The sequence below is a fragment of the Staphylococcus sp. ZWU0021 genome, from assembly GCF_000798895.1.
GTDB lineage: Bacteria > Bacillota > Bacilli > Staphylococcales > Staphylococcaceae > Staphylococcus > Staphylococcus saprophyticus.
In genome coordinates this window covers 449,509-465,635 of the sequence record NZ_JTLN01000005.1, presented here as the reverse complement: position 1 = coordinate 465,635, position 16,127 = coordinate 449,509, and the positions used below count along the sequence as shown (strand labels likewise).

General features: G+C 33.6%; 16 protein-coding genes. 13 read left to right on the top strand and 3 right to left on the bottom strand.

Annotation, left to right across the window (positions count from 1 at the left end):
• Positions 1–134: 134 nt before the first annotated feature.
• From L987_RS02930 to hemQ, 3 genes are all read right to left on the bottom strand, one after another.
• A complete protein-coding gene (locus L987_RS02930) occupies positions 135–587 on the bottom strand; it encodes a threonine/serine exporter family protein (protein ID WP_011303765.1) in 453 nt (150 codons plus the stop codon).
• Positions 588–598: 11 nt separating this feature from the next.
• Complete coding sequence (locus L987_RS02925; RefSeq protein WP_370445203.1) at positions 599–1,369, bottom strand: threonine/serine exporter family protein; 771 nt, start codon at positions 1,367–1,369, stop codon at positions 599–601.
• Between the two features lie 537 nt (positions 1,370–1,906).
• The gene (hemQ, locus tag L987_RS02920) at positions 1,907–2,656 is read right to left on the bottom strand and encodes a hydrogen peroxide-dependent heme synthase (RefSeq protein ID WP_002484071.1); all 750 of its coding nucleotides are present in this window, start codon (positions 2,654–2,656) and stop codon (positions 1,907–1,909) included.
• 175 nt (positions 2,657–2,831) lie between these two features.
• Here hemQ and pta point away from each other — a divergent pair, with 175 nt between their 5' ends.
• The 13 genes from pta to argS all read left to right on the top strand — a co-directional run bounded on the left by pta (position 2,832) and on the right by argS (position 16,053).
• Positions 2,832–3,818: a phosphate acetyltransferase gene (gene pta, locus L987_RS02915; protein WP_011303762.1), complete on the top strand. Its 987-nt coding sequence runs from the start codon at positions 2,832–2,834 to the stop codon at positions 3,816–3,818.
• A complete protein-coding gene (locus tag L987_RS02910; RefSeq protein WP_011303761.1) occupies positions 3,818–4,654 on the top strand; it encodes a lipoate--protein ligase family protein in 837 nt (278 codons plus the stop codon). The genes pta and L987_RS02910 overlap by 1 nt, the downstream gene beginning before the upstream one ends.
• Before the next feature lie 599 nt (positions 4,655–5,253).
• The gene (gene mvk / locus L987_RS02905; RefSeq protein WP_011303760.1) at positions 5,254–6,177 is read left to right on the top strand and encodes a mevalonate kinase; all 924 of its coding nucleotides are present in this window, start codon (positions 5,254–5,256) and stop codon (positions 6,175–6,177) included.
• 5 nt (positions 6,178–6,182) lie between these two features.
• Positions 6,183–7,166 (top strand): diphosphomevalonate decarboxylase, encoded by a 984-nt coding sequence (gene mvaD, locus L987_RS02900; protein WP_047502909.1) that lies wholly within the window; start codon positions 6,183–6,185, stop codon positions 7,164–7,166.
• Positions 7,167–7,178: 12 nt separating this feature from the next.
• Entirely contained in the window at positions 7,179–8,255 is a 1,077-nt protein-coding gene (locus tag L987_RS02895) for a phosphomevalonate kinase (RefSeq protein ID WP_011303758.1), read from the top strand.
• Between the two features lie 278 nt (positions 8,256–8,533).
• Positions 8,534–8,872 carry a DUF1450 domain-containing protein gene (locus L987_RS02890; RefSeq protein ID WP_011303757.1) on the top strand — a complete coding sequence of 113 codons (339 nt, stop codon included), beginning with the start codon at positions 8,534–8,536 and terminating at the stop codon, positions 8,870–8,872.
• A gap of 400 nt (positions 8,873–9,272) precedes the next feature.
• Complete coding sequence (locus L987_RS02885) at positions 9,273–10,208, top strand: aldo/keto reductase (RefSeq protein WP_011303756.1); 936 nt, start codon at positions 9,273–9,275, stop codon at positions 10,206–10,208.
• Between the two features lie 260 nt (positions 10,209–10,468).
• Positions 10,469–11,011 carry a flavodoxin family protein gene (locus L987_RS02880; protein ID WP_047502831.1) on the top strand — a complete coding sequence of 181 codons (543 nt, stop codon included), beginning with the start codon at positions 10,469–10,471 and terminating at the stop codon, positions 11,009–11,011.
• A 133-nt stretch (positions 11,012–11,144) separates the two neighbouring features.
• Positions 11,145–11,624 carry a GNAT family N-acetyltransferase gene (locus tag L987_RS02875; protein ID WP_011303754.1) on the top strand — a complete coding sequence of 160 codons (480 nt, stop codon included), beginning with the start codon at positions 11,145–11,147 and terminating at the stop codon, positions 11,622–11,624.
• 36 nt (positions 11,625–11,660) lie between these two features.
• Positions 11,661–12,962, top strand: coding sequence for an HD domain-containing protein (locus L987_RS02870; protein ID WP_002484055.1), 1,302 nt, complete (start codon positions 11,661–11,663; stop codon positions 12,960–12,962).
• A gap of 56 nt (positions 12,963–13,018) precedes the next feature.
• Complete coding sequence (locus L987_RS02865) at positions 13,019–13,531, top strand: YwhD family protein (protein ID WP_011303753.1); 513 nt, start codon at positions 13,019–13,021, stop codon at positions 13,529–13,531.
• 440 nt (positions 13,532–13,971) lie between these two features.
• A complete protein-coding gene (locus tag L987_RS02860) occupies positions 13,972–14,385 on the top strand; it encodes a DUF1934 domain-containing protein (RefSeq protein WP_047502830.1) in 414 nt (137 codons plus the stop codon).
• On the top strand, positions 14,386–16,053 hold the full coding sequence (gene argS / locus L987_RS02855) for an arginine--tRNA ligase (protein WP_002484052.1): 1,668 nt from the start codon (positions 14,386–14,388) through the stop codon (positions 16,051–16,053). It abuts the gene before it with no gap.
• Positions 16,054–16,127: the final 74 nt, after the last annotated feature.

The window sequence follows — 16,127 nt, the reverse complement described above, 5'->3', positions numbered from 1 at the left end:
AATCTGTGTCATAAATGAAACATATAGGTTTTGATAGCTAATAATTTATGACTAAATGAATTTATAATAAATTTTTAATAAAATAAGCCACACATGCACTCTTTTCAACGCATGTGTGGCTATTTATATAAATATTAGATTCTTTTTTTACGTATTTTTGTACCTGAAATAATTAGTTTAGAAATTTGATCTGCAAAAAGTAGACCTAAGGCGATAGCACCAGCAATAAGCGTTACTTCAAGCATTGTATTAATGGCTTTACTAAATTCTAAAAGTACTAAATTTTTCGTAGCATCAAATGCTAAACCACCAGGTACGAGTGGAATAATACCGGGAATCATAAAAATGATGACAGGTTCTTTTTTAGAGCGTGCCATAATATGACTTAAGCAGCCTAATGCAAGACTACCAAAGAAACTTGAATAAATTGTATGTGTATTTAAACCATCGAAAAATATGGTATAGACCATCCAACCGCATGCACCTACGATACCTACCGTGTTATATAAGCGTTTTGGGACATCAAATATAACGCCGAAGAATAGGGAAGCGGTATAACTAAATATAAAATTTAATATCCAAAACATAGACATAACTCCTAAAATATAATAAGTACTGTACTAACGCCAGCTCCAATACCGAATGCAGTAACGAGCGCCTCTAATGATTTGGTGGTAAACATTAACATATGACCGCCAAACAAATCTTGAATTGCGTTTGTAATTAATACACCAGGTACAATAGGCATGACTGCTGCAATTATAATGGTAGAAATTGAACCACCGGGTATGAGATTATGACCGATAATGGTGACTAATCCAATAACTAATGCGCCCATAAATTCAGGGATAAATTGGGCATGCAATTTTTGTTGTAATATTTCGACTACAATATAACCGAAGGAACCAGCTAATAACGCTGTTAATACATCAGTTAAATGGCCGCCTTGTAAATATAAAAAACTGACAGATATGACGGCAGCAGCAATGAATTTATAAAAAAGGTAGTGGTTTTTTATACTTTGTTCTTGATATATTTTTTGAAGTTCTTGAAATGCATCTTCTAAAGAAATGTCACCGAGCGCCAAACGTCTAGAAATGCCATTTGTTCTGGAAATGCGGTGTAAATTCGTATCGCGCGTTCTAATTCTATACATACGTGGATATGACTCATCATGAAGCATGAAGTTGATAACGGTATTTGTAACAAAGCTATTACTTTCTTTGTGTCCCAAAGTGATAGCGATGCGTGTCATCGTATCTTCTACTCGAGAGCCTTCTGCACCAGATTCTAATAATATTCTTCCTGCTAACATGATGACATCTTTTGCCATCTTTTCATCATAACTTTCTATAGCTTGATTATATATTGTCATTTAATCACCAATTAATATTTATTTGAGCAACCCTGACAATCACTGCCTACAGGTTGAGTATAAGTTGCTAAAGTAATATTTTTTATTGTAACACTTTATGATCGTTATTTGTTATTTGAATTGGAACAAGTGCTTAAATGAAGGGAAACTGTATTTTGTGCAATTAAGTCAATACATTTATGTTTCAAATATTTCAAATAGGTTAAAATAGTATTAGTTAACTGTTACAGACATGTATTGAGTAGCGACAATATACAACAGTTAATATTAAATTAAGTAGTGATTAAAAGTTCTCCCAAACACACTACATTCAACAAAGGCACACTTATTTATGTGATGAGCGTGCCTTTGTTTATTGCGCTGATTCACACTTAATAAAATTTGAGAATTCTTTTTATGATTAAAGTGAATTGATAACACGTGTACATCGGAAATTGAGAAGATGTGTGAAAATATATATAAAGAAGGTAGCGACATTAATTGCCGCTACCTTCTTTAGTTTGAGAAATATGATAAATCCATTGAATGATTTTATAAAGCAAATAAATCTTGTAAGTTATCTTTAGTCACGATATGACCTACATAAAAGCTGCCGAAGTCGCCATAACGTGCAGTTGTTTCATCGAATCTCATTTCATAAACAATTTTTTTGAATTGTAATGGATCATCTGCAAATAAAGTGACACCCCACTCAAAATCATCAAAGCCCACTGAACCAGTGATGAATTGTTTGATTTTACCGGCATATTGTCTACCTATTTTACCGTGAGCATACATTAATTCTTGGCGTTTTTCTAACGGTAACATATACCAGTTATAAGTTTCATTACGACGTTTATCCATAGGATAGAAACAAATATATTCAGATTGTGGTAATTCTGGGAATAATCTTGGTTTGATGTGTGGATTTTCATAAGGATCTTCGTCAGATTTTCCTGCAAGATAATTACCTAATTCGATGATTGATACATAAGAATAGGTTGGAATTAAGAAATCTGCAATTTTCAATTTATTAAATTCGTTTTCAAAAGCATTTAAATCTTTCATTTCTGGACGCAATGCCCATAAAAGAATATCTGCTTTTTGACCTGTAATATTATAAAAAGCATGATCACCTACGTGATTTGTACGCGCTTCTTCATGTTTATTTAAAAATGTTTGTAATTCATCTACGATTGTTTGACGCTCTTCTGTTGGAACTAAGCGTAAACTTGACCAATCAATAGCGTATAATAAATGTAAACTATACCATCCATCTAACGTTTCTGGTGCTTGTGGCATTTAAATCGCTCCTTTTTCATGAAAAATTCTATGTCTTCACTACAAAATTCTACCATAAAGGAACACTTAAAACATAAGTAAATGATTACAAATTGGTGACATGGAATTCTAAGAAAGAATAACGTATAATGAAAAACGTAAAATAATTAAGAAAAGAAATTTGAGGAGGCCCCTAATGACTTTATTAGATGTATTACAAGAAAAACTTACGGGAAAAAACGTGAAAATCGTTTTACCAGAAGGTGAAGACGAGCGCGTATTAGAAGCGGCAACACAATTACAAGGTACTGATTATGTTTCTCCTATATTATTAGGAAATGAATCGAACATCAAAGCCTTAGCTAGTGATAAAGGTTTAGAAATTTCAGATTTAGAAATCATTGACCCAGAAACAAGCGAATTGAAACAAGAACTTGTTACTGCATTTGTTGAACGCCGTAAAGGTAAAGCGACTGAAGAACAAGCGCAAGAGATGTTGAAAGATGTTAACTACTTTGGGACAATGCTTGTTTATACTGGTAAAGCAGAAGGTTTAGTAAGTGGTGCGGCACATTCAACTGGTGATACGGTACGTCCAGCGTTACAAATCATCAAAACAAAACCAGGTGTCTCTAAAACTTCTGGTATTTTCTTCATGATTAAAGACGATAAACAATATATCTTTGGAGATTGTGCAATCAATCCAACACTTGAAGCACAAGATTTAGCAGAAATAGCTGTGGAAAGTGCAAAATCTGCTAAAAGCTTTGGCATGTCACCACGCGTTGCAATGTTAAGCTTCTCAACTAAAGGTTCTGCAAAATCTGACGATGTTGAAAAAGTTGCAACTGCTGTTAACTTAGCTCAAGAGAAAATTGAAGCAGATCATTTAGAAGATGTTGTTGTAGATGGTGAATTCCAATTTGACGCAGCAATTGTACCTGAAGTTGCTAAGAAAAAAGCACCTGATGCAAAAATTCAAGGCGATGCAAATGTATTCGTATTCCCAAGCTTAGAAGCAGGTAATATTGGTTACAAAATTGCACAACGTTTAGGCGGATTTGATGCAGTAGGTCCAGTATTACAAGGTCTTAATTCTCCAGTGAATGATTTATCACGTGGCTGTTCTAAAGAAGACGTGTATAATTTATCAATCATTACTGCAGCACAATCATTGCAATAATGGATTTAGCAAGTAAATATTTTAATGGTATAGATTGGCGTTATATTGATCATTCCTCAGGATTAGAACCAATGCAGTCTTTTGCATTTGATGATACTTTTTCAGAAAGTGTTGGAAAAGATTTATCGTGTAGTGTAGTTCGAACGTGGGTACATCAGCATACTGTTATACTGGGGATCCATGATTCAAGATTGCCTCATTTACAAGAGGGGATTCGCTACCTCACAGAAGAGCGCGGTTACAATGCAATCGTTAGAAATTCTGGAGGTCTTGGTGTTGTATTAGATCAAGGCGTACTTAATATATCGCTGCTCTTTAAAGGTAAACATGATATTACCATTGATGAAGCTTTTACTGTAATGTATTTATTAATTGCAAAAATGTTTGAAGATGAAGATGTAGATATCGACACACATGAAATCGAAAGATCCTATTGTCCCGGTAAATTTGACTTGAGTATTAATGGTAAGAAATTTGCTGGTATTTCTCAAAGACGCGTCCGTGGTGGAATAGCAGTGCAAGTTTATCTCTGTGTGGAAGGTGATGGTAGTGAACGTGCTGATATGATGAAATCATTTTATGCGCGTGCGTTACAAGGTGAAGAAACAAAATTCACATACCCTGACATTGAACCGCAATGCATGGCCTCGCTTGAAACATTATTAGGCAGAACGATTACTGTGCAAGATGTCATGTTTCAATTATTATACGCAATTAAAGATTTAGGTGGCCGTCTGAATATGAACCCTATTACCGATGAAGAATGGTTAAGTTATGAAGGTTATTTTGAAAAAATGATTGAACGTAATGCGAAAATAAACCGCTCTATGGATTGACGTTAATTAAAGAACAGGTGAGATACTTCAAATCGAAGTAATTCACCTGTTCTTTTTGTTTTGCGGATTTCAGCATAATTTGTGGTAATGGATTTTTATATCTGTTGAATTATAGAAATGAAATAAGTAATATAGTGAAAGTATGGTTAAAAAATGCAGTACTAATAAAATTCCTTGAATTTAACGTGAGTTTTTTGAATATATGGCTAGTGCGTTTTATAATAGGGAAGTATTGAAAATAATTAGTAGCTGGTGTTAACTTTTTGTAACAACGATTTACAGAGCATTTGAATCATTAATTTCAAGTCCTTTGCTAAAATAATGCATCTATGACTAGAGTCGTATGGTAATATATGAAATTTATGAGATAATGTGTAATGGTATGTGCAAAAATAGAAAAAGAACGATTGTTTTAGAATGAATATTAAAGATGCTTTAAATAATTAAGCGAGGCATCGTTAATGAACGCTGTGAAAACAGTTTATTTCCCAGGGAATATAGTTCATTGCATAAGCAGAATTAGAATGCGGGTATACACAAAAAAGGTGTAGTACACAGAAAATATAAAATTAAAGAAAATACTAAAGGTGATTGAAAATATGGCACAACAAGGATACGGGGAAGCGAATGGAAAGGTAATTTTAATAGGCGAACATGCTGTTACATTTGGCGAACCAGCTATTGCAATTCCATTTACAACTGGAAAAGTTAAAGCGAAAATAGAATCTCTAGAGACAACAAACGCTTCATATATAAAAAGTGATGTATACGATGGAGAATTACAAAAGGCACCAGAGCATTTGAAAGCAGTGATTACACGTTTTATTGAAAAATATAAGATAGCGACGCCTATTAAAGTTTCAATCGATACGAACTTGCCACCTTCTAGAGGATTAGGTTCTAGTGCTGCGATGGCAGTCGCTTTTGTGCGTGCAAGTTTTGATTATTTGGATGAGCCACTATCGGATGAAATGTTAATAGAAGAAGCAAATTGGGCTGAACGCATTGCTCATGGTAAGCCGAGTGGTATAGATACACAAACAATCGTCTCAAATAAACCCGTATGGTTCAAACAAGGTAAGGTTACAACATTGAAACCTTTAGATTTAAATGGTTATATGGTAGTTATCGATACTGGTGTTCGAGGTTCTACTAAACAAGCTGTTGAAGATGTACACCAATTATGTGAAGGTGATAGTACATATCTGCAATATGTTGAACATATTGGTAAACTTGTACATGAAGCAAGTGAATCAATTGAACATCATAATTTTGAACAATTAGCTAAGGTGTTTAATCTGTGTCAAAAAAATTTAAGAACACTTACAGTCAGTCATGACAAAATAGAAGAAATATTAGATGCCAGTAAGGCGCAAGGTGCGATTGCAGGTAAACTAACTGGCGGTGGCCGTGGTGGAAGTATGATTGTACTTGCAACTAATGAAGAGACAGCTAAGCGTATTGCAGAAAGTGCAACGCAATTAGGTGCGCATCATACATGGATTGAATATTTAGGAGGGTAATGAAGTTGGTGAATAGTGGTAAGGCACGTGCACATACAAATATTGCACTGATTAAGTATTGGGGAAAGGCTGACGAAACATATATTATTCCAACGAATAATAGTTTATCTGTTGCGTTAGAACGCTTTTATACTGAAACGAAAGTTACGTTTGATGAGAGCTATACGAAAGATACACTTATACTAAATGGTGAAACAGTTACTGCAAGTGAATCAGCTAAAATTAGTCGTTTTATGGATATTGTTAGAGCGACATCAGGCACAACAATGTTTGCATATATAGAGAGCGACAATCATGTTCCGACTGCTGCTGGTTTAGCATCATCAGCAAGTGCGTATGCCGCATTAGCAGCTGCTTGTGACAAGGCTTTAAACCTTGGATTAACGGGTAAAGGATTATCTAGGTTAGCACGTAGAGGCTCTGGGTCAGCATCAAGAAGCATCTACGGTGGCTTTGTAGAATGGGAAAAAGGGCATGATGATGAATCATCGTACAGTTTTCCCATTGAAGCAGATCATTGGGAACAAGAGTTGGCAATGATTTTTGTAGTTATTAATAATAAAACAAAAAAAGTATCGAGTCGTGCCGGTATGTCACATACACGTGATACATCTCGCTTTTATCAATATTGGTTAAATCATGTAGATGAAGACATAGCGTCAGTTAAGCATGCGATTGAGCGAAAAGACTTTATGCAAATGGGTGAAGTCATTGAAGCTAATGGTTTACGTATGCATGCTACCAATTTAGGTGCACAACCTCCATTTACTTATATGGTTGAGGATAGCTATCTTGCGATGGATATTGTTGATCAGTGTAGAAAAGCTGGTTATCCATGTTATTTTACAATGGATGCAGGACCTAATGTGAAAATTTTAGTAGAAAAGAAAAATCAACAAGCAGTTATTGATGCTCTACATAAATCTTTTGATAAAGATCAAATTATTGCAAGTGACATTATAAGTACAGGCGTTGAAATTATTGAGTAAGGAAGAGATAAAATGATTCAAGTAAAAGCACCAGGTAAACTCTATATTGCAGGTGAATATGCAGTTACTGAACCAGGATATAAATCCGTATTAATTGCGGTTGATCGATTTGTAACTGCTTCAATTGAAGACTCAAATGCCCCTCAAGGTACCATACATTCTAAAACACTACATCATGATCCAGTGACTTTTCAAAGAAGAGAAGATCAAATCGTCGTATCCGATGTACATGCGGCGAAACAACTTAAATATGTCATTACAGCAATTGAAGTATTTGAACAATATGTGCGCAGTAATCATATCAGTTTAAAACATTTCAATTTGACGATTGATAGTAATTTAGATGACGCAAATGGCCATAAATACGGGTTAGGTTCAAGTGCAGCCGTGCTTGTTTCTGTAGTCAAAGTTTTGAATGAGTTTTATGAAACGCATTTATCAAACCTTTATATTTATAAACTAGCGGTAATCGCGAATATGAAATTGCAGAGTTTAAGTTCATGTGGTGACATCGCTGTTAGTATCTACACTGGTTGGTTAGCGTACAGTACATTTGATCATGAATGGGTCTCTCAACAAATTGAAGATACATCTGTTAATGAAGTATTGAATAAAAACTGGCCAGGTCTGCATATTGAACCGTTGCAACCACCGGAAAATATGGAAGTATTGATTGGTTGGACAGGATCTCCTGCATCGTCTCATCATTTAGTGAGTGAAGTGAAACGCTTGAAGTCAGATCCAACGTTTTATGGTAAGTTTTTAGAACGTTCCCACCTATGTGTTGAAAAGTTGATTCATGCTTTTAAAACAAACCACATTAAAGGTGTACAACAAATGATTCGTACCAATCGCGAAATTATTCAATCTATGGATAAAGAAGCTACGATAGATATAGAAACGGCACATCTCAAAGTGTTGTGTTCTGTAGCAGAAAAATATGGCGGTGCTGCTAAAACTTCTGGTGCAGGTGGCGGTGACTGTGGTATTACGATTATAAATAGTGATGTTAATAAGAAATTGATATATCAAGAATGGTTAGAGAATGAAGTGAAACCATTAGAATTTAATATTTATCATGGTCAATAAAGTCATGACAACTTGAGCAGTATACTAATCTACAGATTAGGTACTGTTTTTATTATATATAAATTAAACGAAGACTGGACGTTAGTCTGTGAAATCTCTATATAAACTTGAAATTTTAATAAAATAGAGTAAAATAATTAGAGTTGTAAAATCTAAAATACATATTAAGTAAGGCATCATAAACCTTATGATGATACATATAAATGAATGTTTACATTGTGAAATGATATTTAAGCTGTTTTGATAAACTGTAAACCATAAGAAAGGAATGGGTGTAGTTGCAAAATAAATTTTTAATTTGTGATGATTGCCAAGGGGTAAACTGTAAGTCATTAGAAAAAAAGTTAACGAAATTAGATCCTGAAGCTGAAATAGAAATTGGCTGTCAGTCGTATTGTGGACCGGGTCGCCGAAAAACGTTTGCTTTTGTTAATAATCGTCCACTCGCTGCACTCACAGAAGATGAACTTATGGAAAAAGTGGAAAAACAATTACAGAAACCGAGAGACCATGAAGAAGAAGAACGATTAAGAAAACGTAATGAAGAACGTAAACGTCGTAAAGAAGAACAAGATAGAAAATTAAAAGAAAAGTTAGCGCAAAGAAAACATAAATAATAGCTGGGAAGGCTTTAATAAAATAAAGTACGAAAATAAAATGAATACTATATACTTCAAAAGCCTTACGTGGATGGGATTACGAAATCAACAAATTATATTTGATGCCGTAATCCCATTTTTTCAATATACGCTTTTAAAGAACATAATAGGTATGAAAATTTGATGTCGTAATCAAGCAAATATGTTTAGTTTTATAGCGTAATCATGCTAAATTTTAAATAGATATCATATTAGATAATATCTATTACTTACGTTTTTATTTTAAATATAAAGAAAAAGGGTAGAGTATAACTACTTATAAAAATAACAGTGATATATGGTTAAATCAATTGCTGTGGATAGCACATACATCGCTATGTGTAAAATATAAGAGAATTATAAAAGGAGTTGGGCTAGATTGACTAAGAAAACAAAGATTGGTAAGTCAAATGTTGAAGTAACACCTATCGCATTAGGTGCAAATGCAGTAGGTGGACATAATTTCTATAATGATTTAGATGAAGAACAAGGTAAAGAGACCGTACGTACCGCAGTGAGAAATGGTATAACGTTGATAGATACAGCTTATATTTATGGACCAGAGCGTTCAGAAGAACTCGTTGGTGAAGCGGTCAAAGAATTTGGTAGAGATGATTTTGCAATTGCTACTAAAGGCGCACACTATTTTGATGATGATGGTAATGTAAAATATTCAAATGATCCTCAATTTTTAAAAGATCAGGTTGAGCAAAGTTTAAAACGTCTGCAGTTAGATTATATTGATTTATATTATATACATTTTCCGGATGAGAACACGCCTAAGAATGAAGCTGTCGCTGCACTAAAAGAGCTCAAAGATGAAGGTAAGATCAAAGCGATTGGGGTGTCCAATTTCAATTTAGAACAATTAAAAGAAGCGAATAAAGATGGCTTGGTAGATGTTGTACAAATGGAATATAATTTATTAAATCGTGAAAATGAGCATATTTTCGAATATACTTCAGAACACGGTATCACGTTTATTCCATATTTCCCACTCGTTTCTGGTTTATTAGCAGGTAAATATAATGAGAATTCAACATTTGATGATATTCGTGCTAAAAATCCAGAATTTCAAGGTGAAAAATTCAAAGAAAATTTAGAGAAAATTGATCAACTACGTGATATTGCTGATAATCACAGAGTGGATGTTGCACACATTGTGTTGGCATTTTATTTAACAAAACCGTCATTAGATATTGTTATTCCAGGTGCTAAGCGTCCAAATCAAGTCGTTGATAATTTAACAACTTTAGATGTTGAATTAACTGAAGAAGAGATTGAAAAAATCGAAAAATTATTTCCTATAAAATAAAAAAATAAAAGTAGATGAACATGTATTATGTTTATCTACTTTTTATATTTATAAAGATGTTTTTAAAAATATACATTTATAGTAGGGGTTATAAGTTCAATTCTTGAGCAAATAATTTAATTTATTATTCTATTTTAAGTAAACTGTTTAGTAATTGTACTTTTTAGTGTAGAATTATTAATTAAGTTTAATGATTTTATGGAAATGTATATTTATAATTTTTGAAGGGAATATAAAATGAGTAGTAGAAGGAGATTAATATGATCACAGTTTTATTTGGAGGCAGTCGACCAGAAGGGAACACTGCAGGTTTAACTAAGATGGCCATAGCTGGATACGACTACGAATGGATAGACTTAACGCAATATCAATTAAATCCGGTTAGAGACTATAGACACGAAGACAAAAGCATAGATTCATATGCGGATGACTATAAGACGCTTATAGATAAAGTATTAGCAAGTGACACAGTTATAATTGCTTCGCCAGTTTATTGGTATAGTTTATCGGCATCAATGAAGGCATTTTTTGATCATTGGTCTGAAACTTTATTGGATTCAAATTATAAAGACTTTAAAGATAAGATGTCTAAGAAAGATTTTAGACTTATTATCGTTGGTGGTGATTGTCCTAAAGTCAAAGCCAAACCATGCATCACACAAGTTAAATATAGTTTAGAGTTTCTAGGTGCGAGTCTAGGGGGCTATATTATTGGTACAGCTGAAAGACCGGGAGATATTGAAAAAGATGTTTATGCACTGTCACGTGCAAAAGAATGGCAACAAACACTTGGGAAGAACTAAATATAACATAGATAGTTTGGGTGAATTATAATATTGCCCAAGCTATTTTTATATAAATAGCTAAAGTATTTTGAATACTAAAATTATGATATAATGTAGCTATTATGACCTATCTAAATAGGGGGAGAACAACATGCATAAAATTAGAAAAGCAACACCGAAAGATGTTGTAGGCATCAGAGATGTAGCAACAAAAGCTTGGTATAATACGTACATGAATATTTATGCGGCTAAAACTGTAAATGAGTTATTGGCTGCTTCATATAATGAACAACATTTATTAAAACGATTGGAAGATCAATTGTTTTTAGTCGTAGAAGAAGATGAAAATATTATTGGTTTTGCGAATTTTATTTATGGTTCTGAATTATTTTTATCAGCACATTATGTAAGTCCATTGTGGCAACATCATGGCTATGGTTCTGAATTATTAACTGAAGGTTTAAGTTATTTCAACGATGAATATAAAGAAGTCTTCTTAGAAGTCGATAATAAGAATGATGAAGCTGTTTCGTTTTATGAGCAAAAAGGCTTTGAAAAATTACGTTCATATACGCATGTTATGTATGGTGAAGCCATGGATTTAGCGTTAATGCGTAAGACAATAAATTAGTCTGCATAAGTATAGGATATGGATAGGAGGACTACATTGACATTTACAACATATGCTACACAAAAATTACCAGAAGAAAAAGTGTTTAAAGATCCAATTCATAGGTATATCCATGTCAGAGATCAAGTGATTTGGGATTTGATTAAGACGAAAGAATTTCAAAGACTAAGACGTATAAAGCAATTAGGCACATTATATCTTTCGTTCCATACGGCAGAACATAGTAGATTTGGCCACTCGTTGGGTGTATATGAAATTGTACGTAGGTTAATTGATGATTCATTTAATGGAAGAGAAGCATGGAATAACGAAGATCGCCCGTTAGCCTTATGTGCAGCATTATTACATGATTTAGGACATGGGCCTTTTTCTCATAGTTTCGAAAAGATATTTAACACGGATCATGAAGCATTTACACAGGCAATTATTACGGGTCCGACGGAAGTTAACGAAGTATTAAGTCGTGTTTCGGATGATTTTCCACAACAAGTTGCAGATGTTATTAATAAAACACACGATAACAAATTAGTCATCTCCATGATATCTTCACAAATTGATGCTGATAGAATGGATTATTTACAAAGAGATGCTTATTTTACCGGTGTATCATACGGAGAATTTGATATGGAACGTATCTTGAGATTGATGCGTCCATCTAAAGATGAAGTGTTGATTAAAGAAAGTGGTATGCACGCAGTAGAGAACTTTATCATGAGTCGCTATCAAATGTATTGGCAAATTTATTTTCACCCAGTCAGTAGAGGGGGAGAAGTGTTATTAAATAATTGTTTGAAACGTGCGAAATACTTGTACAATGAAGGCTATACTTTTAAAATGTATCCAACAGATTTCGTACCATTTTTCGAAGAATCCATGACAATTGAACAATATGTAGATTTAGATGAAGCGGTTGTCTTATATTACTTAAAGGCATGGGTGAAAGAAGAAGATCCCATCTTGAGTGATTTATCACGACGTTTTATCAATCGAGATTTATTAAAATATATGCCTTTTGATGGTTCGATTATAACAATCTCAGAATTAACTGATTTGTTTATTCAAGCAGATATAGATCCGAATTATTATTTTGTCAGTGAGTCCTTCTCAGATTTACCATATGATTATGATAGACCTGGATCAAATAGACAGCCGATTCATTTACTAAAACGTAATGGAAAAATTCGTGAAATTAGTAGTCAATCATTGGTTATCCATAGTATTACAGGAATTAATCGAGAAGATTATAAATTATATTATCCAAAAGAACTCATTGCGGATATTGAAGATGATCATGTAAAAAATGCAATTAATAGTATATTAGATGAATTGAATTCATAATATGATAACAGGTAAAATGAAATAAATGACTTAGATAATTTGGGAGGTGCACGTGAGTGGCTGAAAATAAAGGATTTAAATTTAACATTATTAAGAATGACCCACTTGATGGGCACAAAGGTACTAATATAGGTTCTATCAGTTTGGATAATGTGGCGCCTGTCTTTATTGATGTTCAAAATAAAGAAGCCTTTATTGATATTGGTGGTATGCACGCACGTTCAAGTGTAGAAAAAGGTGTTAAATGGATTAAAGAGAAAGAAGTCGTAGAAGGTGACGAAGCCAAGGAATATTGGTTATGCTGGGTTACGACTGAAAGAGGCGAAAATGGACCTTACTATGCTGGCGTGACAGGATGTTATTTATTAGTGAATAAGAGCATTCGCAGAGGTTACAAAAGCATGCCTGAACATGTTAATATGATGGATAAATCAATGAAACATCAAATCGATATAGATCATATTGGTGAGGACAATAAAGCAGTTTTGAAAGATTTTCTACAAACACATGATTTAGCTATGTGGAATAATTCAGATAAAGCATTACATGAAGCATTAGCAAGTAAATAATAAGTATAGGGATGTGGGACAGAAAGTGAATTTTAAATAATCTTTCATAGCCCTACGTATCCTATTAAGCCACAGATGCTTAATACCATATGTTCCCTAATTAAAGGGCATGTATAAGAACTACTAAAATTTCGAGTGGATTACATGAGCAAATGCTCATGCATTAGAACTACTAGAATGGTTAAGGATTACGTGCGCTAAAACGAATGCATAAGAACTACTCATTCACATAAAATGTGAAAGTAGTTCTGAAAAACAGCTTTAAAGAGGTTTAGACTATCAAAGTCGGAACCTCTTTTTTAATGTCGTGTGTTATTACAAATAATTGGATTTTAGCTATGTAACATAACATCCTTAAAAACGATTTATCAACTGTATAGCGACTATCAAGTATGCTATAATGGTTTGTATTATTTTAAAAGATTAGGGTGAAACGTACATTGGAAAACAATGTTAATATCCAAACGAAACAAGTTGTTAAACAATTTGAAAATAAAGAGAAATTTACAGCAAATACGCAAGGGCATTGGCAAAAACGTAATGCAGAATTTATACGTTATCAAGAAGAAATTGATGGTGTTGCTGTCAATGTAACTGTTAAAATTGAAGAAACAGGTGTGAAAATCATTCGTAAGGGTGAAATCAAAATGAATCTCCATTTTGTAGAAGGTGAAGATACGATTACTTTGTATGAAATTACTGGAGGACGTATACCTTTAACTGTGCGAACACATTCTATTCTGCATTTTGTAACGGAACATGGTGGTAAATTAAAAGTGCATTATGATTTAATACAAGATGATGAAAAAATGGGATCTTACCAATATGAAATTACTTATAAGGAGCAGTCTTAAATGAATATAATTGATCAAGTGAAACAAACGTTGATTGAAGAAATTAACCACAGTATTCAAAAAGCAGCGTTAGCTGAGGCAAGTGATATACCAGATATTAAAATAGAAATACCTAAAGACGATGCAAATGGTGATTATTCTACAAACATCGCGATGGTATTGACGAAAATAGCAAAGCGTAATCCTCGTGAAATTGCGCAAGCGATTGTCGATCATTTAGATACGACAGCTGCTAATGTTGAAAAAGTTCAAATTGCAGGACCTGGATTTATTAATTTCTACTTAGATAATGCTTATTTAACTGAAATTATCTCAGAGGCTATAGATAAAGATGAAAAATTTGGTAGCACTGCCGAACAAAATGGCAAAAATATATTATTAGAATATGTGTCAGCTAACCCAACTGGAGATCTACATATTGGCCACGCACGTAACGCTGCTGTAGGTGATACACTTGCTAATATTTTAACTGCGGCTGGTTATCATGTGACTAGAGAATATTATGTGAATGATGCGGGTAATCAAATTACGAATTTAGCGCGTTCAATAGAAGCACGTTATTTTGAAGCGCTTGGAGATGATTCATTTGAAATGCCTGAGGGTGGCTATCATGGTAAAGACATCATTAATATTGGTAAAGATTTAGCCGAAAAACAACCTGAACTTAAAGATTTGTCAGAAGATGAACGTATTAAGACATTTAGAAAATTGGGCGTAGATTATGAAATGGAAAAATTAAGAACAGATTTATCTGATTTTAATACGCATTTTGATAATTGGTTTAGTGAAACGTCTTTATACGAAAAAGGTGAAATTACAGAAGTATTAAACAAAATGTCTGAGCTTGGCTACACATATGAACAAGATGGTGCAACGTGGTTGCGTACGACAGATTTTAAAGATGACAAAGACAGAGTGTTAATTAAAAATGATGGCAATTATACGTATTTCTTACCAGACATTGCATATCATTTTGATAAAATCAAACGTGGTAACGATACGTTAATTAATTTATTTGGTGCGGATCATCATGGGTATATCAATCGTCTTAAGGCTTCATTAGAAACGTTTGGTGTTGAAAGTGACCGTCTTGAAATACAAATCATGCAAATGGTTCGTTTAATGCAAGATGGACAAGAAGTTAAGATGAGCAAACGTACTGGGAATGCAATCACGTTACGAGAAATTATGGATGAAGTTGGCGTAGACGCAGCACGTTATTTCCTCACAATGCGTAGCCCTGACACACACTTTGATTTCGATATGGAACTTGCGAAACAAGAATCACAAGATAATCCAGTTTACTATGCACAATATGCACATGCGCGTATTTGTTCTATATTGAAACAAGCTGCTGAAAGAGGTATTACACCATCTAAAGATGCGGATTATACCTTGATTACAAATGATAAAGCGATTGATTTATTGAAGAAAGTTGCTGAATTTGAAACAACAATTCAAAGTGCGGCTGCCAATAGAGCACCACATAGAATTACAAACTATATTCAAGATTTAGCATCACACTTCCATAAATTTTATAATGCTGAAAAAGTATTAACAGATGATGTTGAAAAAACAAAAGCATTGATTGCACTTATAGATGCAGTAAGAATTACGTTGCGTAATGCGCTAAGTTTAGTTGGTGTAAATGCACCAGAAACAATGTAAACGGAAAGTGTAATGGTTGAGAGCTAGTATTAGGTTTGTCATGGATGAAGAGAGATGTTTCATTCAAGTGACAA